This window comes from Alkalilimnicola ehrlichii MLHE-1, from assembly GCF_000014785.1.
Taxonomy (GTDB): Bacteria; Pseudomonadota; Gammaproteobacteria; order Nitrococcales; family Halorhodospiraceae; genus Alkalilimnicola; species Alkalilimnicola ehrlichii.
The window spans coordinates 2,356,405-2,379,197 of sequence record NC_008340.1; the positions used below are offsets into that span (position 1 = coordinate 2,356,405).

Below are 22,793 nucleotides of genomic sequence, written 5' to 3' on the forward strand. Positions count from 1 at the left end.
TAGCCGCTGTGATAGGCTTTCCGCAGGTTGCCATGGCAGACAGGATCCCCCTTATATGGTCACTGCGAATCCCAGCGTCAGGCTGAGCGGTCTGGCGGGACGCCTGGTCCGCGAGGGCCTGCTTGATGAAGCGACGGCCCGAAAGCACACCGAGCAGGCCGTGAAACAGCGGCGCCCACTGATCAGCCATCTGGTCGAGGCCAAGGTGCTGCCGGGCCATGAGGTCATCCAGCAGGCTGCCATCGAGTTCGGCATCCCGGCACTGGACCTGGCTGCCGTCGAGCCCGACATCAATGCCGTCAAGCTGGTTTCGGAGAAGCTGATCCGGACGCACCAGGCGCTGCCCCTGTTCCGCCGTGGCAAGCGGTTGTTCCTGGGCGTGGTCGACCCCACCAACCTCGATGCCCTGGACGAGATCAAGTTCCACACGGGGCTGACCACCGAGGCCATCCTGGTGGAGCCGGACAAGCTCACCCAGGTGATGGAGCGGGCGCTGGATGCGGCGGCCGGGGGCGATGCCGCGCTCAAGGAACTGGACCTGGACGAGGACCTGGAGCACCTCTCGGTTGGCGGCGATGAGCCCCGGGAAGAGCGGGAGGTCGGCATCGCCGGCGAGGGCGAGAAGGACGACGCCCCGGTGGTACGATTCGTCAACAAGCTCCTGCTCGACGCCATCCGCAAGGGCGCCTCGGACATCCACTTCGAACCCTTCGAAAAGGAGTACCGGGTCCGTTTCCGCCAGGACGGCATCCTCTACGAGGTCTCCAAACCGCCGGTGAACCTGGGTGGACGCCTGGCCGCGCGCCTGAAGGTGATGTCGCGCATGGACATCGCGGAAAAGCGCGTACCCCAGGATGGGCGTATCAAGATGAACATCTCCCGCAACCGGGCCATCGACTTCCGGGTCAGTACCTGCCCCACGCTTTTCGGCGAAAAGGTGGTGCTGCGTATCCTCGACCCCAGCAGTGCCCAGATGGGGATCGACTCCCTGGGCTACGAGCCGGAGCAGAAACAGCGCTACCTGGAGGCACTGAGCAAGCCCTACGGGATGATCCTGGTCACCGGCCCCACCGGCTCGGGCAAGACGGTGTCGCTGTACACCGGCCTCCACATCCTCAACACCCCGGACCGGAACATCTCCACCGCCGAGGACCCCTCCGAGATCAACATGCCCGGGGTCAACCAGGTCAACATCAACCCCAAGGCCGGGCTCACCTTTGCCAATACCCTGCGCGCCTTCCTGCGCCAGGATCCGGACGTCATCATGGTGGGTGAGATCCGTGATCTGGAAACTGCCGAGATCGCCATCAAGGCGGCCCAGACCGGGCACCTGGTGCTCTCCACCCTGCACACCAATGACGCCCCGCAAACCCTGACCCGCCTGGCCAACATGGGTGTGCCCGCCTACAACATCGCCTCCTCGGTGACCCTGATCATCGCCCAACGGCTAGCCCGCCGGCTCTGCAAGCACTGCAAGGTGCCGGAGGAGGTCCCCCGCGAGACCCTGCTGGAGGAGGGGTTCACCGAAGCGGATCTGGAGGCCGGCGTCACGGTCTACGCACCCCAGGGCTGCGAGCACTGCACCGAGGGCTACAAGGGCCGGGTGGGTATCTACCAGGTGATGCCCGTCTCCGACGCCATGGGCCGCCTGATCATGGAGGGCGGCAACGCCATGCAGTTGGCCGACCAGGCGGCCAGAGAGGGGATTGATGACCTGCGCCGCTCCGGTCTGCGCAAGGTCATTCAGGGGATGACCAGCCTGCAGGAAGTCAACCGGGTCACCAAGGACTGATCACCGCTTTTACGGGAACCGCATATGGCCGTCGCCACCGCAAAGAAAGCCAGTCGCAAGAAGCCCAGGCAGCAACCCGTGTTCAACTGGGAGGGCACCGACAAGCGCGGCGCCAAGGTCAAGGGCAGCATGCACTCGGAGAATGCCCTGGCGCTGAAGGCCGAGCTGCGCCGCCAGGGCATCATCCCCTCCAAGGTGCGCAAGCGCTCCGCGCTGGAGGACCTGCTCAGCGGCGGCAACAAGAAGATCAAGCCGGCGGACATCGCCTATTTCAGCCGCCAGCTCGCCACCATGCTGCAGTCCGGCGTGCCGCTGGTTCAGGCCCTGGATATCGTCGGCAAGGGGGACGAGCACGCCGGCATGCGCCAGCTCGTGGCGGAGATCAAGAACGATGTGGAGTCGGGCACGGCCCTGCACACCGCCCTACAGAAGCACCCGCGCTATTTCGATGACCTGTTCGTCAGTCTGGTGGCGGCCGGGGAGTCCGCGGGGGTGTTGGACACCCTGCTGGACAAGATCGCCACCTACAAGGAAAAGACCGAGTCGATCAAGGGCAAGATCAAGAAGGCCCTGTTCTACCCCACGGCGGTGATCGTGGTGGCCATCGTGGTCACCGCCATCCTGCTGATCTGGGTCGTGCCGCAGTTCGAGTCGCTGTTCCGCGGCTTCGGTGCCGACCTGCCGTTGTTCACCCAGATGGTGATCAACCTGTCGGACTTCATGCAGAGCTACTGGTTCATCATGCTGGCCGCGGCCATCGGGCTGGGCTGGGGGTTCAGCACCGCCAAGCGACGATCGAAGGCCTTCTCACGCAGCGTGGACCGGTTTTCGCTGAAGATCCCTGCCATCGGCAACATCCTTTACAAGGCCTCGGTGGCCCGCTTCGCCCGTACCCTCGCCACCATGTTCGCCGCCGGGGTGCCCCTGGTGGAGGGGCTGCGCTCGGTGGCCAGTGCCACCGGCAACTATGTGTTCGAGTCAGCGGTGCTGCAGATTCGCGAGCAGGTGGCCGCCGGCCAGCAGCTGCAGATCTCCATGCGACTGTCCAATCTCTTCCCCAATATGGCCATCCAAATGGTGGCCATCGGCGAGGAGTCCGGCTCGTTGGACAGCATGCTCGCCAAGGTGGCCGACTACTACGAGGAGGAGGTGGACAACGCCATCGATAGCCTCAGCAGCCTGCTGGAGCCGATGATCATGGCGATCCTCGGCATCCTGGTGGGCGGACTGGTCATCGCCATGTATCTGCCCATCTTCCAGATGGGCGCCGCCATCTGACATGGTGGGCGAACTCAACGCCCTCCTGGCCGACAACGCCCCGCTTGCGGCGGCCCTGGCCCTGGTGCTGGGGCTGCTGGTCGGCAGCTTTCTCAATGTGGTCATACTGCGCCTACCGATCATGATGGAGCGGGCGTGGGCATCCGAGGTGGCGGCCAGCCGGGGTGAGGTGCACGAGGACGCGCAGTCCACCCCCTTCAACCTGGTCACGCCCCGCTCCCACTGCCCGCAGTGCGGGCACACCCTCTCCGCGCTGGAGAACATCCCGGTGGTGAGCTGGTTGCTGCTGCGCGGCCGCTGCCGAGCCTGTGGCACCCGGATCAGCGGCCGCTACCCGCTGGTGGAACTGACCACCGGCCTGCTCTCCGCGCTGGTGGTGCTGCAACTGGGCTGGACCCCGGAGACCGCGGCCGCACTGCTGCTCACCTGGACGCTGGTGGCCCTTTCCGGGATCGACCTCGATCACCAATTGCTGCCCGACAGCCTCACCCTGCCGCTGCTCTGGGCCGGGCTGCTGGTGAACAGCACCGGTCTGTTCGCCGAACTCACGGACGCCGTCTGGGGCGCGGCCCTGGGCTATCTGGTGCTGTGGGGGGTATTCCATGCCTTCCGCCTGCTCACCGGTAAGGAGGGTATGGGCTACGGCGACTTCAAACTGCTCGCCGCCCTCGGCGCCTGGCTGGGCTGGCAGGCCCTGCCGTTGATCATTCTGCTCTCGTCCCTGGTCGGTGCTGCAGTGGGCATCGCCCTGATAGCGCTCAAGGGCCGGGGCCGCGAGGTGCCCATCCCCTTCGGGCCCTACATCGCCGCCGCCGGCTTCATCACCCTGCTCTGGGGAGAGGCCCTGGTGCACTGGTATTTCCGGGCCTCGGGGTTGGCCTGATGGGCCGCCCCACCACCCCCCCGGGCCCCGACCTGGTCATTGGCGTGACCGGCGGGATTGCCAGTGGCAAGTCCACCGTCACCGGCCTGTTCGCCGCCCGCGGACTGCCGGTGGTGGACACCGACCTGATCGCCCGGGAGGTGGTCCGGCCGGGCAGTCCGGGGCTGGCGCGATTGACTCGGGCCTTTGGCCGCGGGATTGTCAATGCCCAGGGGGCCCTGGACCGTACCGCCCTGCGCCGGCGCATATTGTCGCAGCCCGGTGAGCGGGAGCGTCTCAATGGGCTGCTCCATCCATTGATCTTCCAGCGCATGGAGGCGCGGCTGGCGGCGATCCGCGCACCGCTGGCACTGGTGGCCATCCCCCTGCTGGTTGAGACCGGTGCCAGCAAATACCTTGACCGGATACTGGTTGTAGATGTGCCTGAGACCTGTCAGATTAAACGCTTGAAAGTTCGTGACGGCATGACTCAGGAGGACGCCGAGCGTATGCTGGTCACCCAGGCAAGCCGGGGGGAGCGATTGGCCCACGCCACGGACGTCATCGACAACGCCGGTCCCCCCTCCGACCTGACGGACCAGGTCGCTTGCCACTACCGTCTCTGGCTGAAACTCGTAACCGGACTTGGAGCCGCCCATGATGTGGAGTGACAATGACCTGTTACTGGCCACCGGCCTGCTATCGAGTGAGACGGATATGCCCGCAAGCGTCCCCGAGAGCGAGATCACCCGCCAGATCGTCTACGAGCAGCCCCTGAACGAACGCATCCGCACCCTGCTGCGCCTGGAGCACCTGTTCCAAACCGCCCGCCAGGGCATCGCCGGGGACAGCGAACTGCACAGCCGCATCGGCATCGAGGCGCTGGTGGACGTGCTCGGGGTGTTGTCACGCAGTGATGTGCGCTCTGACATGATCAAGGAGCTGGAGCGCCTGGCCGGCGCCATGCAAGCGTTGCGGGACCGGCCCGGGGTGGATGAGGCCCAGTTACAACGCTACACCGACGACTGCCAGGCCATCATCGACCGCCTGCGCGGCGACCGCACGCCCCTCGGCCAACCGATGCGGGACGATGAGCTCATCGCCAGCATCTCCCAGCGCTGCGGCCTAGGCGCCGCCACCTGCGGCTTCGACGTCCCCGCCTACCAGATGTGGCTGGAGCAACCGGCCGCAAAACGCCGCGAGACCCTGGAGCGCTGGTTCAATGCCTTCCGCGACGTGGGCACCGCCACGACGCTGATCCTGCAATTGCTGCGCGCCAGTGCAAGCCCACGCCGGCGCCAGGCCGAGGGGGGCGCCACCCAGATCAAACTCCCCCGCAACAACAACTTCCAGCTCATCCGCGTGGGGTTGGATCCGGAGCTGGCGGTCTTCCCCGAGATCAGCGGCAGCCGGTATTTTGTCACCATCCGCTTCATGGCCCAGCCGGATACCCGGGAGCGGCCGGAGCAGACCCGCGCAGCCATCCCCTTCAGCCTCTACACCTGCGCGATCTGAGGCGGCCGGCGGCGCCTCCGCCATCGGCGCGCTCTATGGCGGCGATCCGCGCGGCGGCCAGAAGCCGCGGATCCCCGCCACCCCGTGCGCCCCATGGGCCCAGGCCAACTCCAGCGCCTCCGGCCCCAAGCCACCCAAGGCGTAGACCGGCAGGTCCACCCGGCCCAGCCAGTCCCGGAATCGCTCCCAGCCCAACGGCACCTGCCGGGGGTGCGAGGCCGTGGCGGCGACCGGAGAGAGCAGCGCATAGTCCAGCCCCAGGGCCTCGGCCCGGGCCAGTTCCTCAGGGCTGTGGCAGGAGGCCCCCACCCGCACAAAGCCCTCGGGACGCGCCTCGCAGGCCATCAGCGCGCGGGCGTTCAGGTGCAGGGCGTGACCACCGGCGCGGCGTGCCACCGCGGGTGAGCGGTTCGCGGTCACGTCCACCCCCCGGGGCCCCAGGGTCCTGATGGCCAACGCCAGCGCCCGGCCATAGGCCCGATCATCCCAGTCCGGCAGACGCAGCTGCAGCCAGGCCCCGCGAGCCGGCACGGCCAGCGACTGGAGCCGGCGCGCCAGGCCCGCCAGGTCACCGGGGGCCAGCGGCTCGGTGATGATCAGAAAGGGCGGCAGGGCCAGCCGTCGGATGATGGGGAGATTGGCCTGCGGAAAAGGCCGGCGGGCCAACTCCGTGGCCCTCAGCCAGGCCAGCGGCTGGCCCTCGAGCCCGCGTGGCTCGCCCCGCCAGGCGCTCACCCGGTGCACATCCAGGCTGACGCGGCGGTCCGGGTAGTCGTGTTCGATGCGCATCATCGGCGAGGTGCGGGTGGGGCTGATCGCCAACTCCTCCTCGAGTTCGCGGCAGAGCGCCTGCACCACCGTCTCGCCCGGCTCCACCTTGCCGCCGGGAAACTCCCACCGCCCGCCCTGGTGGCGGTGGGCGGCCCGGCGCGCCACCAGTACCCGCTGCCGGTCGTCGAGGATGACACCCACGGCCACGTGCAGACGCGCCATGGGCTCAGGTACGGTACTCCGCGTTGATGCGCACGTAGTCGTAGGAGAAATCGCAGGTCCAGACGGTGGCGGCGGCCGCGCCCCGCCCCAGGCCGATGCGGATGGTCACCTCCGAGCCCTGGATGCGGCGGGAGGCCTCGGCCTCATCGTACCCGGCGGCCCGTCCCCCCTGTTCGGCGATCCGGTAATCGTCCAGGTCGATGGTCACGCCGGCGACGTCCAGATCATCGATGCCCGCCCTGCCCACCGCGGCCAGGATGCGCCCCCAGTTGGGGTCGGCGGCGAACAGGGCCGTCTTCACCAGGGGCGACTCGGCCACGGTGAAGGCCACCCGCTCGGCCTCGGCGACCGCCTGCGCGCCCTCCACGACGACATTGATCAGCCGGGTGGCGCCCTCGCCGTCGCGGGCGATCGCCCGTGCCAGGGTGACGCAGAGGTCGGTCAGGGCGGAGGCCAACCGCTCACGGTCCCCCTCGCCGGCAAGCGCCACACCGGAGTGGCCGGTGGCCACCAGCGTACAGGCATCGTTGGTGGAGGTGTCGCCGTCCACCGTCACCCGGTTGAAGGATTGGGCGACCGCCTCGCCCAGCAACCCTTGCAGGGTGGCCTGCGGGATGTCGGCGTCGGTGGCCACGAAGGCCAGCATGGTGGCCATGTTGGGCCGGATCATGCCCGAGCCCTTGGCCATGCCGGTCAGCGTCACCGCCCCGCCCGCCAGCTGGACCGTGGCTGAGGCCAGCTTGGGCCGGGTGTCGGTGGTGAGAATGCCCCAACCGGCCTCCTGCCAGCCCGCCTCACTCAGGGCCGCCACCGCGTCCGGCAGCCCGGCGACGATGCGGTCCACCGGCAACGGCTCACCGATGACACCGGTGGAGAAGGGCAGGACCGCCTCGGGCGCCACGCCCACCTGCTGGGCCAGGGCCTGGCAGCAGGCGCGGGCGTCGCGCATCCCGGCCTCGCCGGTGCCGGCGTTGGCGTTGCCGGTATTGATCAGCAGCCAGCGGGGGCTACCGGCGGCCAGGTGCTCGCGCGCCACGTGCACCGGTGCGGCGCAGAAGCGGTTGCGGGTAAAGACCGCGGCGCAGCGGCTGCCGGCGGCCAGTTCCATGACCACCAAGTCCCGTTGCCCGACCCGCTTGATACCCGCCTGGGCCGTGCCGAGCCGTACACCGGGCACGGGAAGCGGCTGCGGTTCGCTCATGCCACCCTCCTCAGCTCAGCTTGCCGCAGCACTGCTTATACTTCTTGCCGGAGCCGCAGGGGCAGGGCTCATTGCGGCCGACCTTGCGCCCGAAGGGCAGTTGATCCGCCTGCTGAACCGGCCCCCGCGCCGTCCCGCCCGCGGCCCCCTCGCCGCCGGCGCCCTGCCCGGACAGGCTGTTGGCCTGGGCGTGGCGATACTGCATATCGCCCTGGCGGCGGCGTTGCTCCTCCACCGCCTCCACGTCCTCCTCGGCACGGACCCGGACCCGGCAGAGCAGTCCGACCACCTCGCGCTTCAGCCCCTCCAGCATCTCCTGGAACATGGCAAAGGCCTCGCGCTTGAACTCCTGCTTGGGGTTACGCTGGGCGTAGCCCCGCAGGTGGATGCCCTGGCGCAGGTAGTCCATGGCGGCCAGGTGGTCCTTCCAGGTCTTGTCCAGCACCTGAAGCATCACCGCCTTCTCGAACTGGCGCAGGACCTCGGCCCCGGCCAGTTCCTCCTTGCCGCGGTAATGGGCCTCCACCTCGTGGTGGATGCGCTCGCGCAGGGTCTCCTCGTGCAGGGAGTCGTCCTCGTCCAACCACTGGCGCAGCGGCAGTTTGAGTCCAAAGTCGGACTCCAGGGTCTCCTCCAGGCCGGCCACGTCCCACTGCTCGTCGATGGAGCCGGGCGGGATGAACTCGGAGATGACGCTGTCGATGACGTCGTTGCGCATGGCATCGACGGTCTCGGAGACGTCGTCGGCCTCCAGCAACTCCCGGCGCTGCTGGTAGATCACCCGGCGCTGGTCGTTGGCGACATCGTCGAAGTCCAGCAGGTGTTTGCGAACATCAAAGTTGTACGCCTCCACCTTGCGCTGGGCATTCTCAATGACCCGCGAGACCATGGGGCTCTCGATGGCCTCACCCTCCTCCATGCCCAGGCGCTGCATCATTCCGGACATGCGCTCGGAGGCGAAGATGCGCAGCAGGCTGTCCTCCAGCGACAGGTAGAAGCGGGAGGAGCCGGGGTCGCCCTGCCGGCCGGCGCGGCCGCGCAGCTGGTTGTCGATCCGCCGGGATTCGTGACGCTCGGTGCCGATCACATGCAGGCCGCCGGCCTCGATCACCCGGTCGTGACGGGCCTGCCAGTCGCGTTTGACCTGCTCGATCTTTTCCTCGCTGGCGTCCTCCCCCAACTCGGCCAACTCCGCCTCCAGGTTGCCGCCCAACACGATGTCGGTCCCGCGACCGGCCATGTTGGTGGCAATGGTCACCGCCCCCGGCAGGCCGGCGTTGGCGATGATCCCGGCCTCCTGCTCGTGATTCTTGGCGTTGAGCACATTGTGGGGGATCTTCGCCTTGCGCAGCGCCTTCGAGAGCAGTTCCGAGGCCTCGATGGAGGTAGTACCCACCAGCACCGGGCGATCATGCTGGGCGCACCACTGGATGTCCTCAATGATGGCGTCGTACTTCTCCCGCGCCGTGCGGTAGACCAGATCCGTCATGTCGTCGCGGATCATGGGCTTGTGGGTGGGGATGGAGAGCACCTCCAGCCCGTAGATGTGCTGGAACTCGAACGCCTCGGTGTCCGCCGTCCCGGTCATGCCGGCGAGCAGCTCATACATGCGGAAGTAGTTCTGGAAGGTGATGGAGGCCAGCGTCTGGTTCTCGGACTGGATGGGCACCCCTTCCTTGGCCTCCACCGCCTGGTGCAGCCCCTCGGACCAACGCCGCCCGGGCATGGCGCGGCCGGTAAACTCGTCGACGATGACGATCTTGTTGTCCTGCACCAGGTAGTTGACGTCCTTCTGGAACAGGGTGTGGGCACGCAGGGCCGCGTTCAGATGGTGCACCAGGGAGATGTTACGGGCGTCGTACAGGCTCTCCCCCTCTTCCAGCAACCCCTCGGCCTGGAGCAGGCGCTCGATGTTCTCGTGCCCCTCCTCGGTGATATGGGCCTGGCGGGCCTTCTCGTCCAGGTAATAGTCGCCGGGGCCGTCCTCTTCCTCCTGGCGCTGGAGCCTGGGCACGATACGCGTCATCTGCTGGTAGAGCTCGCTGCTCTGTTCCGCCGGCCCGGAGATGATCAGTGGGGTCCGCGCCTCGTCGATGAGGATGGAGTCCACCTCGTCGACAATGGCGTAGGCCAGCTCCCGCTGCACCCGGTCCTCGGGGCGGAAGGCCATGTTGTCACGCAGGTAGTCGAAGCCGAACTCGTTGTTGGTGCCGTAGGTAATGTCGGCCTCGTAGGCGGCTTTCTTCTCCTCCCGGCTCTGGCCGGGGACCACCACGCCCACCGAGAGGCCCAGAAACTCGTAGATGCGCCCCATCCAGGCGGCATCGCGACGGGCCAGGTAGTCGTTGACCGTCACCACGTGCACCCCGCGGCCGCTCAGGGCATGCAGGTAAACCGCCAGGGTGGCCACCAGGGTCTTGCCCTCACCGGTCTTCATCTCGGCGATCTTGCCCTGGTGGAGTACCATGCCACCGATGAGCTGCACGTCGAAATGGCGCATCCCCAGGACCCGCCGGGAGGCCTCCCGGGCGACGGCAAAGGCCTCGGGCAATAGGTCGTCCAGTGTGCGCCCCTGCTCCACCTGCTCGCGGAACGCCTCGGTGCGTGCACGCAGCTGGTCGTCGGAGAGGGCCTCTATCTCGGGTTCCAGCGCGTTGATGCGCTCAACCTCTTTGGCCAGGCGCTTCACGGCGCGATCGTTGCGGGTGCCGAAGACCTTCTTGGCAATGGCGCTGAACATGAACTCTCCCAGGGGGACTGCTCGGGTTTCATCGATGGTTCGGGAAGCGACCTACTATATATCATATGGCTGGGGGTCGCATGACCCCGGCGGCAACCGCGGAGAGACCCGATGAGTCAGCCCGGCAGACCCAAGCCCCTGAATCACTGGCTGAACAACCTGCCGGTGGAGCAGCGCACCCTGCGCCAGCTCGGCCACTTCGCCCGACTGGCGCGGCGGCTGAACGCCGAGATGCCGCCGGAGCTCCACGGGCCCTGGAAACTGGCCGCACTGGATGCCGAACGCCTGCTGCTGGTCACCGAGGACAGCCTCTGGGCCACCCGGCTGCGCTACCTGGAGACGCCCCTGCTGGACGCGGCGGAACGCATCGGGGGGCTTCGCCCGCGGCGGCTGGAGGTGCAAGTCCGCCCGGCCCGGGAGCGGGCACGCCGCCGCCAGCCCCCCCGACAACCGCCGGGGCCGGAGGCCATCAAGAGCATCCGCCAGAGCGCGGAACAGGCACCGGAGCCCCTGCGCCGGGCGCTACTGCGGCTGGCCCGGCACGCGGAGGGCAAACCGGACGACCCACTGGACTGACAGTGGAACGCTAGTCCCGCTGCCCGGCATGGCGCTCTTTCAGGCGCCGGACCACATCCGCCAAGGCGGTATTGAACAGGCGGTTGTCGTCGAGAATCAGCACGGAGGAGTCGGCCAGGCCCTGGGCCAGATCGTCCACGCCGGTCTCCAACACCTTGAACCCGGCCCGGTTGGCGAACACCATCGCCCGCCCGTCGTCGCGCCGCTCCGCGAGCCGGCCCTGCAGCCGACGCCCGTGATCGCGGAGGAACTCGAACCAGGTCCCCACCGGCACCTGGCGCAGCCGTTGACGGTTGGCCTCCAGATCACGCGGATCCGCCCCCACGGCCTCGGCCTCCGCCGGCCAAACCGACTCGTCCAGGGCCGGATCGGCCGCCTGCAGGCAGCGCAGGTGCTCGGCCTCCAGGGCGCGCAGCAGTTTGTGCATCTCAAAGGGATTGTAAAGCACCCAGGAGAGCCCCTCGGCCAGCTCGTGCAGGAGCAACGGTATCTCCACCACCAGTTGCTGCTGCACCACCGGGTCGTCATGGGGCTCCACGCTCCAGAGCAGGCGCTCCATCAGGGCGCACTGGCGGACCCAGGTCTCACTGTCCACGCCCTCCTTGAGGCAGGTAATGAACAGCACCCGGGACCAGGTGTCCTCGAGCAGTTCCCGCACCAGCCGCGGCGGGTTCCGGCCCTCAAGACAGCGGCCGACCTCCCGGCGCACCCGCTCCCGCGCCGCTTCGACCTGGCTGCGGTTCTCTTCCGCCTGCTGGCGCATCGCCCGCTCGGCGTCCCGATCGGCCCCGGATGACAGACCGGCGGCCCCCTGTGTCCCCGGGTCGGCCGGATCACTGCCACCACCGGCATGATCCAACCCCGACGGGCCACGGGCCGGCACCACCGGCGCGCGGCCGGTCATGGCGGTCTCCACCTCGGCGTAGATCGCCCCCAACCCCCGCATCAGGTGGCGATCAAAGAGCTTGAGCAGCACCAGTCGGGGCTCCAGCCCCACGCGCAGCACGTCGATGGCCCGGGCAAAACACTGCGCCACCCGGCCGGGATCCAGCGGATTATCCTCCTCGCGGACCTCACCCCCGGGGTATTCCCGGCCCAACAGCCGGGTCACCGCCACCAGTTGCGGACTGAAACGGCGGCGGGCCTTGGCGGCCAGGGCGTCCACCGCCAGGGCCAGCTCACGGGCATCCAGGTCGGTGGCATCCGGGGACGGGCTGTCACCGGCCACGGGCGGCCCCATCGGACTGGGCAGTGCGGTGAAGCGGGCCTCCAGCCCGGCGCGGAACACCTCCTCCAGCTCATGGCGCCGCAAGCGCAGCTCCCGCATCGCCCGCAGGTAGTGGTCGCGCCCGCCCTCGGCCACCACCGGACGCGCGCAGTCGAACAGGGTGTCATCGGCCTCATCGAACACCCGGCGAATGAGCGTAAGCAGGCGCTCCTCGGCCAGCCGGGATACGTCCGCCACCCGCTCCGGCATCGGCTGGCCGACGTTGGAGGCCTCCCGTCGCAGGTAAACCACCTTACCGCCCCTGTCCGCCACTTGACCTCCGCAATTGGCCCGCTGGGTGTCTATGCTGATGCCCATACCGGGCAAAGCCGATATACTTTGCCGTTTGGCGCACCCGAACCGGCGGGGGCGCTCCCTGCCGTCAATATTGTCCGCAAGGGGCGGGGCCGTGCAAGCGCGAACAAGTCAGGAGGAGACCCATGACGGATATTGAGGCCATACTCGGCAATGAAGCGGAAACCCTGTTGAACCATCGCTGCGAGGGGATTCGCCGCGAGCAACTGCAACTGCCGGGCGGCGACTACATCGACCGGGTGGTCGCCCAGAAGGACCGTAAACCCGCTGTGCTGCGCAACCTGCAGGCGCTGTTCAACACCGGCCGGCTGGCCGGGACCGGGTACCTCTCGCTGCTGCCGGTGGACCAGGGCGTGGAGCACTCGGCAGGGGCCTCGTTCGCGCCCAACCCGGCCATGTTCGATCCGGAAAGGATCGTGCAGCTGGGCATCGAGGGCGGCTGCAACGGCGTGGCCTCCACCCTGGGGGTGCTCTCGTCGGTGGCCCGCCGCTACGCCCACCGCATCCCGTTCATCGTCAAGCTCAATCACAACGAGCTGCTGACCTACCCCAACATCCACGACCAGACGCTCTTCGCCCAGGTGGAACAGGCCTTCGACATGGGGGCGGTGGCGGTGGGCGCCACCATCTACTACGGCAGCCCCGAGTGCCGACGCCAGATCCAGGAGATCAGCGAGGCCTTCGCCCGCGCCCACGAACTGGGGCTGTGCACCATCCTCTGGGCCTACCTGCGCAACAACGACTTCAAAAAGGACGGCACCGACTACCACGTCTCCGCCGACCTCACCGGCCAGGCCAACCACCTGGCGGCCACCATCAACGCCGACATTGTGAAACAGAAGCAGCCGGAGAATAACGGCGGTTTCAAGGCACTGGGTTTCGGCAAGACCCACCCCAAGGTCTACGATGAACTGACCAGTGACCACCCCATCGACCTTACCCGCTATCAGGTGGCCTGCTGTTACATGGGCCGCGCCGGGCTGATCAACTCCGGCGGTGCCTCCGGTGAGAACGACCTGCAGCAGGCCGTGCGCACCGCCGTGATCAACAAACGCGCCGGCGGCATGGGGCTGATCTCCGGACGCAAGGCCTTCCAAAAGCCGACGGACAAGGGGGTGGAGCTGCTGCACGCCATCCAGGACGTTTACCTGGACGACGCCATCACGGTGGCCTGACCCCGCTGGCAGGCACCGCCCCGGCGCACCGGGGCGGTGCCATCCGGCGGCCCCACCGGTGGCCCTATATATAATAAGTGTCGCGCTCTGTTTTAAGGCGTTTTTGCCCAACAGTTCAAACAGTTAGCGCAGACAGAAGCGCTTGCCTTTAACGGCCCCCTCCGTTATCTTGCGAGGCCGTTGCCGGCACGCCTCTTTTGTGCCGACGGGACAACTCGAACAAATCATTGCCCACCTCGCCCTACAGGCGGGGCCCGGCCGGGAAGAGGGCCGGAACGGTGGGCCTGCGACGGGGTAACCATCCGCCATGCTGCTAGCCGTACTCTCGGGGTTTCTGGTGGCCATCGCCGCGCCCTGGCTGTATCAATCGCTGCAGGACCGTGCCGGTTGGGTGCTGGCCTTGCTGCCGGCCGCGTTGACCGTGTATTTCGCCACCTTCCTGCCGCAGGTGATGGCCGGGGAGGCCGTGGTCATTCACTACGATTGGGTGCCGGGGCTGGAGATCAACCTCTCCTTCCTGGTGGACGGGCTGTCGTTGCTGTTCGCCCTGCTGATCAGCCTGATCGGCACCTTCATCGTGCTCTACGCCAGCGCCTACCTGAAGGGCGACGAATACCTGCCGCGCTTCTATGTGCTGATCCTCGCCTTCATGGCCGCCATGCTGGGGCTGGTGCTCTCGGACAACCTGATCACCCTGTTCGTGTTCTGGGAGCTGACCAGCATTACCTCCTACATGCTGATCGGCCATAACCACGAGGACAAGGAGGCCCGCAAGTGCGCCCTGCAGGGTCTGCTCGTCACCGTGGGCGGTGGGCTGGCACTGCTGGCCGGGCTGATCCTGATGGCCGGGGTGGCGGGCAGCTTCTCGCTGCACGAGATCCTCAACAGCGGTGACGTGCTCCGCGACAGCCACCTCTATCTGCCGATCCTCATCCTGGTGCTGGCGGGCTGCTTTACCAAGTCGGCCCAGGTGCCCTTCCACTTCTGGCTGCCCAACGCCATGGCCGCGCCCACTCCGGTGTCGGCCTACCTGCACTCGGCCACCATGGTGAAGGCGGGCGTCTACCTGATGGCCCGCCTCAACCCGAGTCTCGGCGGCACCGAGCTGTGGATGACCATCCTGCCCATCGTCGGTGCGCTGACCATGTTCACCGGCGCCTATCTGGCGGTGCGTTCCACCGGCATCAAGCGGGTGCTGGCCTATTCCACGGTCATGGCCTTGGGCACGCTGACCATGCTGGTGGGCATCGGCACCGAGACGGCCATGATCGCCTTCGCCTGCTTCCTGATGGCGCACAGCTTGTACAAGGGCGCGCTCTTCATGGTCGCCGGCGCCGTGGACCACGAGGCCGGCACCAAGGACGTGACCAAGCTGGGCGGGCTGCGGCGAAAGATGCCAGTCACCGCCACCTTTGCGGCCATCGCCGCCCTGTCGCTGGCGGGCATCCCACCGCTGTTCGGTTTCGTCGCCAAGGAGCTGATGTTTGAATCGGTGCTGGAGGCCGGCGGCCTGGCCTTGTTCCTGTCGGTGCTGGCCATCGCCTCGGCGGTGCTGGTGATCGCGGTGGCCGCCATCGTCGCCATCCGGCCGTTCTGGGGGCGGCTCAAGGAGACGCCAAAGAAGCCACACGAGGCGCCGCTGCCCATGCTGCTCGGCCCCATCGTGCTGGCATCGCTCTCGCTCTTTTTCGGGGTGCTGGTCTTCATCCCCGATACCCTGCTGGTCCAGGCGACGGTGCTGGCCGTGTACGGCGAGCCGGTGGAGTTCTACCTGTCCCTCTGGCACGGGATCAATGCCCCATTGTTGATGAGCCTGGCCAGCCTGCTCCTCGGTGCCCTGTTGTTCCTTAATTGGGACCGGGTGCGCGGGGCCATGGGCAAACTGGACTGGCTCTACGACCGCGGCCCGGAGGCCGGCTACTTCAAGGTCATGGACGGGCTGGTCTGGACCGCCGACTGGCAGACCCGGGTGCTGCAGAACGGCTACCTGCGCAACTACATCCTCACCATCGTGCTTACCACCGTGGGCCTGGTGGGCTATGCGCTGTTCAGCCGCTATGACGTGAGCATGGTGGCCTTCGGTGAGATCCGGCTCCACGAGTATGCCGTGGCGGGCTTGCTGGTCGCCTCGGCCCTGTTCGCCTGTCTTACCCACTCCCGGCTGGGCGCGGTGGCCTCCGCGGGTGTCTTCGGCTTCGCCATCGCGCTGATCTTCATCCTGTTCAGCGCGCCGGACTTGGGCATCACCCAGATCCTGGTGGAGACGCTCACCGTCATCCTGCTGATCCTGGTGCTGTTCCGTCTGCCCGGGTTCATCAACTTCTCCTCGCCGGGGGCGCGCCTGCGTGATGCCGCCGTAGCCCTCTCGCTGGGCGGGCTGATCACGCTGCTGATTCTGGCCACCGTGGAGCACCAGTTCCATCCGCCGATCTCCGAGTGGCTGATCGAGCGCAGCGTGCCGGAGGCCTACGGGCGCAACATCGTCAACGTGATCCTGGTGGACTACCGGGCGCTGGATACCCTGGGCGAGATCTTCGTGCTGGGGCTGGCCGCCATCGGCGTCTACGCCATGATCAAGTTCAAGGCCGAGGATCGCGTCAAGGACGAGAGGGAGTGCTGATATGGGTCATTCACTGATTCTGCAGACGGCCGCGCGCTTCCTGCTGCCCCTGCAGTTACTGTTTTCGATCTTCCTGCTGCTGCGCGGCCACGACGAACCCGGCGGCGGGTTCATCGCCGGCCTGGTGGCCGCCGGGGCATTTGCGCTCTACCTGTTCGCCTTCGGCATCCCGGCCACCAAGCAGTTGCTGCGGGTCTCACCCCAGGATCTGTTCGGCTGGGGGCTGTTCATCGGCACCCTGGCCGCGGTGCCGCCACTGTTCATGGGGCTCCCGCTATTCACCGCCCTGTGGTGGGACGTGCCGGTGCCGATGATCGGTGAGATCAAGCTCAACACCCCGCTGCTGTTCGACATTGGGGTTTATCTGACGGTGCTCGGCTCGGTACTGGCCATCGTCATCGCACTGGCAGAAGCGGAGGACTGACGTGGAACCACTACTCGCCATCGTGGTTGGGGCGTCCTATGCCGCCGGCCTCTACATGATGCTCCGGCGCAGCCTGGTCAAACTGGTGATCGGGATCATCCTGTTCTCCAACGCCGCCAACCTGCTGTTCTTTACGTCCGCCGGCCTGACCCGCGGCGCGCCCCCCCTGGTCCCGGAGGGGATGCTGGGCCCGGAGGGCGCGGTGGCCGATCCGCTGCCCCAGGCCCTGGTGCTGACGGCCATCGTCATCGCCTTTGGCGTGCTGGCCTTTGCCGTGGTGCTGATCCACCGTGCCTACGAGGTGGTGAAGGCCGATGATCTGGACCAGATGAAGGATACCGACACGTGAGACCCGAGGTCGCTCTTCCCATACTGATCCCGCTGCTCGCCGGCTCCTTCTCGCTGGTGGTGTGGCGCTCCGTGGTGCTGCAGCGCTGGATCGCCGTGCTCGGCACCGGTGCCCTGCTCTATGTCAGTGTCTGGCTGCTCATGACCACCCACCGCGAAGGCCACGTGGTGATGGAAATGGGCAACTGGCCGGCGCCGTTCGGCATCGTCTTCGTCGCCGACCTGCTGGGCGCCATCATGGTGGTGCTCACCGGCATCATGGGCTTTGCCGTGGCGCTCTACTCGCTGGCCACCACCGGCAAGGGCCACGAGAAGTTCGGCTATTTCCCGCTCATGCACCTGCTGCTAGCGGGGGTGGCCGGCGCCTTCCTGACCGGCGACATCTTCAACATGTTCGTTTGGTTCGAGGTGATGCTGATCGCCTCCTTCGCGCTGCTCATACTCGGCGGTGAGCGGGCGCAAATGGAGGGGGCCATCAAGTACGTCACCCTGAACCTGATCTCCTCCATGATCTTCCTCACCGCCATCGGGCTGCTCTACGGCTTGGTGGGCACACTGAACATGGCGGATATCGCCTACAAGCTGCAGGAGGTGGAGGAGCCCGGTCTGGTCACCGTGATCGGGATGCTATTCATGATCTCCTTCGGGGTGAAGGCCGGTGCCTTCCCGCTCTTCTTCTGGCTGCCGGCCTCCTACCACACCCCGCCGGTGGCGGTCTCGGCGCTGTTCGCCGGCCTGCTCACCAAGGTGGGTGTCTACGCCTTGTTCCGGGTGTTCACGCTGATCTTCAACCAGGACGTGGAGTTCACCCACAACATCCTGCTATGGGGCGCGGCGCTGACCATGCTCACCGGTGTGCTGGGCGCGGCCGCACAGTTCGAATTCCGCCGCATCCTGAGCTTCCACATCATCAGTCAGATCGGCTACATGATCATGGGTGTGGCGCTGTACACACCGCTGGCCATCGTCGGCGGGGTGTTCTACATCATGCACCACATCATCGTGAAGACGAACCTGTTCCTGGTGGCGGGCGTGGCCTACCGTCTGCTGGGCAGTTACGAGCTGAAGGACCTGGGCGGGCTCTATCGCAAGCGGCCCTTCCTGGGCGTGTTATTCCTCATCCCGGCACTTTCGCTGGCCGGGCTGCCGCCGCTCTCCGGCTTCTTTGCCAAGTTTGTCATCATCCGCGCCGGTCTTGAGGCCGAGGAGTGGGTGGTCACCGGTATCGCCCTGCTGGTGGGCCTGTTGACGCTCTACTCCATGATCAAGATCTGGGCCGAGGCGTTCTGGAAGGCGGTGCCCGAGCACAACCAGAACGCCCACCGACTGGAGAGCCAGGACACCCAGTTGTGGCTGATGTACACACCGATCATCGGCCTGGCGCTGTGCACGCTGTTCATCGGCCTTTACGGCCAGCCCATCTACGAGCTGGCGGCCGCCTCCGCCGAGCAGCTGATCGACCCGAGCCAGTACATTGAAGCCGTTCTGGGGGTGCAGCCATGATCGGATTTGCCTGGAATATCCTGCTCGGCCTCGCCTGGGTGGCGCTGACCGGAAACTTCAGCGGCCCCAACCTGTTTTTGGGCCTGCTGCTGGGTTACCTGGCACTGGCCATGATTCAGTCCCAGCTACCGATCCTGCAGGGCTACGCCCAGCGCGCACCACGGGTGATCGGCTTCGTCTTCTTCTTCATCGGTGAACTGATCAAGGCCAACATGCGCGTGGCCCAGGACGTGATCCGCCCGGAGATGGAAAAGGCCATCTCCCCCGGCGTGATCGCCTTCCCGCTGGAGGCCCGCAGCGATGTGGAGATCACCTTCCTGGCCAACGCCATCTCCCTGACACCGGGGACGCTGAGCCTGGACGTCTCCGATGACCGGCGGGTGCTCTATATCCACGCCATGTACATGGCCGACGAGGCCGCTCTGCTGGACGACATCAAGAACATGGAGCGCCGGGTCCTCAGGATCCTGCGTTGAGGTGAGCCGGAATGCTGGATACCGTGATCGTCATCGTTTACCTGATGCTCGCAACGGCGCTCATCCTGAGCTTCGTGCGGCTGGCCAAGGGCCCGAGCCTGCCCGACCGAGTAGTGGCCCTGGAGCTGGTGGCCTCCATCGTCATGGGCATGATCGCCGTCTACACCATCGACACCGGCGTGGACAAATTCCTGGATGTCGCCGTGGTAATGGCCCTGATGGCCTTCCTCGCCGCCATCGGCTTTGCCCGCTACCTTGAGAAGGGAGGTGAGCGCGATGACTGAATTCCTTTCCACCCTGTCCACCCTGTTGGTGGCCCTGCTGCTGTTGGCTGGCGGGGGGTTCATGATCCTGGCGGCGGTGGGCATCCTCCGCCTGCCCGACCTGCCCACCCGGATGCACGCCTCCACCAAGGCCGGTGCGCTGGGCGCCAGCCTCACCATGCTCGCCGTGGCCTTTTACCTGCCCGAGGGGGCGATCGTGGCGCGGGCGCTGGCCGTTATCGTCTTCATCCTGCTCACCGCACCGGTGGCGGCGCACGTCATCGGCCGCGCCGGCTACTTCGTCGGCGTACCACTCTGGGAGGGCACGGTGAAAGACGAACTAAAAAAGCACTACGACCCGGAGAGTCACGGCCTGGAGAGCGGGTTCGAAGGCCCTCCGGGCGAGACCGGCACTGAGCCTCGCCGCGACTGAGCCGCTGATAGATATGTGCCCAACCAACGTCAGACCTCAGCCCCCGGCCGCCGAGCAGATCCAGGCCGACGTCACCCGGGCGCTGGAGGAGGACCTTGGAACCGGCGATGTCACCGCCGAGCTGGTGCCACGAAACGCCTGGGCCCAGGGTCAGGTGATCTGCCGCGAGCAGGCGGTGCTCTGCGGCCACCACTGGTTCGACGAGGTCTTTCGCCAACTGGACGACCGGGTGGAGATCCACTGGGCCGCCGGCGAGGGCCAGCGCCTGACCCCGGACCAGCCGGTCTGCACCTTCGCCGGGCCGGCGCGGGCGCTGCTCTCCGGTGAGCGCACGGCGCTGAACTTCCTCCAGACCCTGTCCGCTACCGCCACCCAGGCCCGGCACTTCGTCGACCTCGTGGCCGGCACCCATGCCCGCATACTGGACACCCGCAAGACCCTGCCCGGCCTCCGTGCCGCGCAGAAGTACGCCACCCGCTGCGGCGGCGCCCTCAACCACCGCCAGGGACTGTACGACGCCATTCTGATCAAGGAGAACCACATCCTGGCCTGTGGCTCCATCGCCGCCGCCGTGGCCGCCGCCCGCGAGCGTGCGCCGGAGTTGCCGGTGGAAGTGGAGGTGGAGACCCTGCAGGAGCTGGAACAGGCCCTGGCCGCCGAAGCCGACACCATCATGCTCGACAACTTCAGTCTGGCCGACGTGGAGCGCGCCGTTGCCCTCACCGCGCGGCGCTCGAAGCTGGAGGCCTCCGGCAACCTGGGCGAGCAGGGACTGCGCGAGCTGGCCGGCACCGGGGTGGACTACATCTCCATCGGTGCGATCACCAAGCACGTGCGCGCCGTGGACTATTCGCTGCGTCTCAGGCTCTAGGCCCCGCCATGCGCACCCTGCTCATTGGCGTCATCTTCATCCTGCTGTTGCTCATCGCCGCCGAGTTCCTGATGGCCAACGACCGGCGCAGCGCTGCCCGCGTGCTGCGCTGGACGGCCGTGGCGGTCGCCGTGCTGCTGGCGGCCGGGCTGCTCACCTGGGTTTAGCCCACCGCCACCCGGTCTTGGAATACCCGCGCCCCTGGCTGATAATGCCCGGTTCACACCAACCCCTGGAGTCCGGACCGCCCCGTGGCGGGCCCGGCTCACCAGCAACCGGACGGAGTCCCATGGCGCAGTACATCTACACCATGAACCGGGTGAGCAAGATCGTGCCGCCCAAGAAGACCATCCTTAAGGACATCTCGCTGTCCTTCTTCCCGGGCGCCAAGATCGGCGTGCTGGGGCTCAACGGCTCCGGCAAATCCACCCTGCTGCGGATCATGGCCGGTGTGGACCAGGAGTTCGAGGGTGAGGCCCGCGCCCAGCCTGGCACCAAGATCGGCTACCTCCCGCAGGAGCCCCAGCTGGACGACAGCAAGGATGTGCGGGGCAACGTCGAGGAGGGCGTGGCCGAGATCAAGGCACTGTTGACCCGCTTCGACGAGATCTCCGCGAAGTTTGCCGAGCCGGACGCCGATTTTGAGGCACTGATGGCCGAGCAGGCCAAGCTCCAGGACCGTATCGATGCCACCGGTGCCTGGGAGCTGGAACGCAAGCTCGAACAAGCCGCCGACGCCCTCCGGCTGCCACCCTGGGAGGCGGACGTCAGCAAGCTATCCGGCGGTGAGCGCCGCCGTGTGGCGCTCTGCCGCCTGCTGCTCTCGGCCCCTGACATGCTCCTGCTGGACGAGCCCACCAACCACCTGGACGCCGAATCGGTGGCCTGGCTGGAGCGGTTCCTGGCGGAGTTCCCGGGCACCGTGGTGGCCGTCACCCACGACCGCTACTTCCTTGATAATGTCGCCGGCTGGATCCTGGAGCTGGACCGCGGCCACGGCATCCCCTGGGAGGGCAACTACAGCTCCTGGCTGGAGCAGAAGGAGAAGCGCCTGGAGCAGGAGGCCAAACAGGAGGCCGCCCACCGCCGCAGCATGAAGGCCGAGCTGGAGTGGGTGCGCAGCAACCCCAAGGGCCGCCAGGCCAAGAGCAAGGCGCGCCTGGCCCGCTTCGAGGAGCTACAGAGCCAGGAGTTCCAGAAGCGCAACGAGACCCAGGAGCTCTACATCCCGCCGGGTCCGCGCCTGGGCAACAAGGTCATCATCGCCGATGGCGTCAGCAAGGCCTTTGGCGATCAGCTGCTGTATGAGGACCTGAGCTTCAACCTGCCCCCGGGCGGCATCGTGGGCATCATCGGCCCCAATGGGGCCGGTAAGACGACGCTGTTCCGCATGATCACCGGTCAGGACGAGCCGGACAGCGGCCGCATTGAGGTCGGGGACACAGTGGAACTCGCCTACGTGGACCAGTCCCGCGACAGCCTGGATGGCAGCAAGACCGTCTGGGAAGAGATCTCCGACGGTCTGGATATCATCAAGGTGGGCAAATACGAGACCCCGTCCCGCGCCTACGTGGGCCGGTTCAACTTCAAGGGCTCGGACCAGCAGAAGTACATCGGGGATCTGTCCGGCGGTGAGCGTAACCGCGTGCACCTGGCCAAGCTGCTCCGCAGCGGCGGCAATACCCTGCTGTTGGACGAGCCCACCAACGACCTGGACGTGGAGACCCTGCGCGCCCTGGAAGAGGCCCTGCTCGCCTTCCCCGGCTGCGCCATGGTCATCTCCCACGACCGTTGGTTCCTGGACCGGATCGCCACCCACATCCTCGCCTTTGAGGGCGACAGCCAGGTGACCTGGTTCGAGGGGAACTACCAGGAGTACGAGGCGGACCGCAAGAAGCGGCTGGGCGACGAGGCCCTCAACCCCCACCGTATCAAGTACCGGCGATTGGGGACCTGACGGTGGCATGGCCGGCGCCATGCCCTCGCGCCGGGCGCCGGCCGTCCCATCTGACCACGCCCCGGACCGTCCCTGGTCCGAGGTCGGGGGTCGCTGCCGCCGGGTGGTTCAGTGTGCCTGATGGATCTTCTCGCGGTTCAGTGTGCGGCTCCACGGCAGGCCGCACTCGGCTCAACGGCGGGCG

At 67.0% G+C, this 22,793-nt stretch carries 21 protein-coding genes; 17 read left to right on the forward strand and 4 right to left on the reverse strand.

The genetic code is table 11. The annotated features are described in order from the left end of the window. The first annotated feature begins 55 nt into the window (after positions 1–55). The 5 genes from pilB to zapD are packed head-to-tail and all read left to right on the forward strand — an operon-like array spanning position 56 to position 5,447. Positions 56–1,792, forward strand: coding sequence for a type IV-A pilus assembly ATPase PilB (gene pilB / locus MLG_RS10550; RefSeq protein ID WP_011629815.1), 1,737 nt, complete (start codon positions 56–58; stop codon positions 1,790–1,792). A gap of 24 nt (positions 1,793–1,816) precedes the next feature. Beyond that, the gene (locus MLG_RS10555) at positions 1,817–3,070 is read left to right on the forward strand and encodes a type II secretion system F family protein (protein ID WP_011629816.1); all 1,254 of its coding nucleotides are present in this window, start codon (positions 1,817–1,819) and stop codon (positions 3,068–3,070) included. A 1-nt stretch (position 3,071) separates the two neighbouring features. Continuing rightward, on the forward strand, positions 3,072–3,953 hold the full coding sequence (locus tag MLG_RS10560; RefSeq protein WP_011629817.1) for a prepilin peptidase: 882 nt from the start codon (positions 3,072–3,074) through the stop codon (positions 3,951–3,953). Further along, entirely contained in the window at positions 3,953–4,603 is a 651-nt protein-coding gene (coaE, locus tag MLG_RS10565; protein WP_011629818.1) for a dephospho-CoA kinase, read from the forward strand. Before MLG_RS10560 ends, coaE begins: the two co-directional genes overlap by 1 nt. Beyond that, positions 4,590–5,447: a cell division protein ZapD gene (gene zapD, locus MLG_RS10570; protein WP_011629819.1), complete on the forward strand. Its 858-nt coding sequence runs from the start codon at positions 4,590–4,592 to the stop codon at positions 5,445–5,447. Before coaE ends, zapD begins: the two co-directional genes overlap by 14 nt. A 33-nt stretch (positions 5,448–5,480) precedes the next feature. On the opposite strand, the gene MLG_RS10575 is transcribed toward zapD, so the two are convergent. The 3 genes from MLG_RS10575 to secA are packed head-to-tail and all read right to left on the reverse strand — an operon-like array spanning position 5,481 to position 10,381. After that, entirely contained in the window at positions 5,481–6,440 is a 960-nt protein-coding gene (locus MLG_RS10575) for a Nudix family hydrolase (RefSeq protein WP_011629820.1), read from the reverse strand. A 4-nt stretch (positions 6,441–6,444) separates the two neighbouring features. After that, on the reverse strand, positions 6,445–7,641 hold the full coding sequence (argJ, locus tag MLG_RS10580; protein ID WP_011629821.1) for a bifunctional glutamate N-acetyltransferase/amino-acid acetyltransferase ArgJ: 1,197 nt from the start codon (positions 7,639–7,641) through the stop codon (positions 6,445–6,447). Between the two features lie 10 nt (positions 7,642–7,651). Next, complete coding sequence (gene secA, locus MLG_RS10585; protein ID WP_011629822.1) at positions 7,652–10,381, reverse strand: preprotein translocase subunit SecA; 2,730 nt, start codon at positions 10,379–10,381, stop codon at positions 7,652–7,654. 111 nt (positions 10,382–10,492) lie between these two features. Between secA and MLG_RS14900 the strand changes: the two genes are divergently transcribed. Next, positions 10,493–10,957, forward strand: a complete 465-nt coding sequence (locus tag MLG_RS14900) for a DUF721 domain-containing protein (RefSeq protein ID WP_011629823.1) — start codon at positions 10,493–10,495, stop codon at positions 10,955–10,957. A gap of 10 nt (positions 10,958–10,967) precedes the next feature. Here the strand turns inward: MLG_RS14900 and MLG_RS10595 are convergent, their stop codons facing one another. Next, the gene (locus tag MLG_RS10595) at positions 10,968–12,497 is read right to left on the reverse strand and encodes a DUF1631 family protein (RefSeq protein WP_041718032.1); all 1,530 of its coding nucleotides are present in this window, start codon (positions 12,495–12,497) and stop codon (positions 10,968–10,970) included. Between the two features lie 167 nt (positions 12,498–12,664). Between MLG_RS10595 and MLG_RS10600 the strand changes: the two genes are divergently transcribed. From MLG_RS10600 to ettA, 11 genes are all read left to right on the forward strand, one after another. Then, a complete protein-coding gene (locus MLG_RS10600; protein ID WP_011629825.1) occupies positions 12,665–13,714 on the forward strand; it encodes a class I fructose-bisphosphate aldolase in 1,050 nt (349 codons plus the stop codon). Between the two features lie 307 nt (positions 13,715–14,021). Further along, positions 14,022–16,334 (forward strand): putative monovalent cation/H+ antiporter subunit A, encoded by a 2,313-nt coding sequence (locus MLG_RS10605; RefSeq protein WP_011629826.1) that lies wholly within the window; start codon positions 14,022–14,024, stop codon positions 16,332–16,334. A 1-nt stretch (position 16,335) separates the two neighbouring features. Further along, the gene (locus MLG_RS10610; protein WP_011629827.1) at positions 16,336–16,758 is read left to right on the forward strand and encodes a Na+/H+ antiporter subunit B; all 423 of its coding nucleotides are present in this window, start codon (positions 16,336–16,338) and stop codon (positions 16,756–16,758) included. Position 16,759: 1 nt separating this feature from the next. Continuing rightward, positions 16,760–17,107, forward strand: a complete 348-nt coding sequence (locus MLG_RS10615) for a Na+/H+ antiporter subunit C (protein WP_011629828.1) — start codon at positions 16,760–16,762, stop codon at positions 17,105–17,107. Next, entirely contained in the window at positions 17,104–18,609 is a 1,506-nt protein-coding gene (locus MLG_RS10620; RefSeq protein WP_011629829.1) for a Na+/H+ antiporter subunit D, read from the forward strand. The genes MLG_RS10615 and MLG_RS10620 overlap by 4 nt, the downstream gene beginning before the upstream one ends. Then, the gene (locus MLG_RS10625; RefSeq protein ID WP_011629830.1) at positions 18,606–19,085 is read left to right on the forward strand and encodes a Na+/H+ antiporter subunit E; all 480 of its coding nucleotides are present in this window, start codon (positions 18,606–18,608) and stop codon (positions 19,083–19,085) included. The genes MLG_RS10620 and MLG_RS10625 overlap by 4 nt, the downstream gene beginning before the upstream one ends. 11 nt (positions 19,086–19,096) lie before the next feature. Then, the gene (locus MLG_RS10630) at positions 19,097–19,369 is read left to right on the forward strand and encodes a monovalent cation/H+ antiporter complex subunit F (protein WP_011629831.1); all 273 of its coding nucleotides are present in this window, start codon (positions 19,097–19,099) and stop codon (positions 19,367–19,369) included. Further along, positions 19,362–19,781: a monovalent cation/H(+) antiporter subunit G gene (gene mnhG / locus MLG_RS10635; RefSeq protein WP_011629832.1), complete on the forward strand. Its 420-nt coding sequence runs from the start codon at positions 19,362–19,364 to the stop codon at positions 19,779–19,781. Before MLG_RS10630 ends, mnhG begins: the two co-directional genes overlap by 8 nt. Before the next feature lie 13 nt (positions 19,782–19,794). Continuing rightward, positions 19,795–20,652, forward strand: coding sequence for a carboxylating nicotinate-nucleotide diphosphorylase (nadC, locus tag MLG_RS10640; RefSeq protein ID WP_011629833.1), 858 nt, complete (start codon positions 19,795–19,797; stop codon positions 20,650–20,652). A gap of 8 nt (positions 20,653–20,660) precedes the next feature. Further along, complete coding sequence (locus tag MLG_RS15470) at positions 20,661–20,819, forward strand: hypothetical protein (RefSeq protein WP_156774671.1); 159 nt, start codon at positions 20,661–20,663, stop codon at positions 20,817–20,819. Between the two features lie 122 nt (positions 20,820–20,941). Then, entirely contained in the window at positions 20,942–22,609 is a 1,668-nt protein-coding gene (gene ettA / locus MLG_RS10645; protein WP_011629834.1) for an energy-dependent translational throttle protein EttA, read from the forward strand. Positions 22,610–22,793: the final 184 nt, after the last annotated feature.

Excerpts from the sequence above, each read along its gene's own strand:
- pilB (WP_011629815.1), top strand. The coding sequence starts at position 56 with ATGGTCACTGCGAATCCCAGCGTCAGGCTGAGCGGTCTGGCGGGACGC.
- MLG_RS10555 (WP_011629816.1), top strand. The coding sequence starts at position 1,817 with ATGGCCGTCGCCACCGCAAAGAAAGCCAGTCGCAAGAAGCCCAGGCAG.
- MLG_RS10560 (WP_011629817.1), top strand. The coding sequence starts at position 3,072 with ATGGTGGGCGAACTCAACGCCCTCCTGGCCGACAACGCCCCGCTTGCG.
- coaE (WP_011629818.1), top strand. The coding sequence starts at position 3,953 with ATGGGCCGCCCCACCACCCCCCCGGGCCCCGACCTGGTCATTGGCGTG.
- zapD (WP_011629819.1), top strand. The coding sequence starts at position 4,590 with ATGATGTGGAGTGACAATGACCTGTTACTGGCCACCGGCCTGCTATCG.
- MLG_RS10575 (WP_011629820.1), bottom strand. The coding sequence starts at position 6,440 with ATGGCGCGTCTGCACGTGGCCGTGGGTGTCATCCTCGACGACCGGCAG.
- argJ (WP_011629821.1), bottom strand. The coding sequence starts at position 7,641 with ATGAGCGAACCGCAGCCGCTTCCCGTGCCCGGTGTACGGCTCGGCACG.
- secA (WP_011629822.1), bottom strand. The coding sequence starts at position 10,381 with ATGTTCAGCGCCATTGCCAAGAAGGTCTTCGGCACCCGCAACGATCGC.
- MLG_RS14900 (WP_011629823.1), top strand. The coding sequence starts at position 10,493 with ATGAGTCAGCCCGGCAGACCCAAGCCCCTGAATCACTGGCTGAACAAC.
- MLG_RS10600 (WP_011629825.1), top strand. The coding sequence starts at position 12,665 with ATGACGGATATTGAGGCCATACTCGGCAATGAAGCGGAAACCCTGTTG.
- MLG_RS10605 (WP_011629826.1), top strand. The coding sequence starts at position 14,022 with ATGCTGCTAGCCGTACTCTCGGGGTTTCTGGTGGCCATCGCCGCGCCC.
- MLG_RS10610 (WP_011629827.1), top strand. The coding sequence starts at position 16,336 with ATGGGTCATTCACTGATTCTGCAGACGGCCGCGCGCTTCCTGCTGCCC.
- MLG_RS10625 (WP_011629830.1), top strand. The coding sequence starts at position 18,606 with ATGATCGGATTTGCCTGGAATATCCTGCTCGGCCTCGCCTGGGTGGCG.
- MLG_RS10630 (WP_011629831.1), top strand. The coding sequence starts at position 19,097 with ATGCTGGATACCGTGATCGTCATCGTTTACCTGATGCTCGCAACGGCG.
- mnhG (WP_011629832.1), top strand. The coding sequence starts at position 19,362 with ATGACTGAATTCCTTTCCACCCTGTCCACCCTGTTGGTGGCCCTGCTG.
- nadC (WP_011629833.1), top strand. The coding sequence starts at position 19,795 with ATGTGCCCAACCAACGTCAGACCTCAGCCCCCGGCCGCCGAGCAGATC.
- MLG_RS15470 (WP_156774671.1), top strand. The coding sequence starts at position 20,661 with ATGCGCACCCTGCTCATTGGCGTCATCTTCATCCTGCTGTTGCTCATC.
- ettA (WP_011629834.1), top strand. The coding sequence starts at position 20,942 with ATGGCGCAGTACATCTACACCATGAACCGGGTGAGCAAGATCGTGCCG.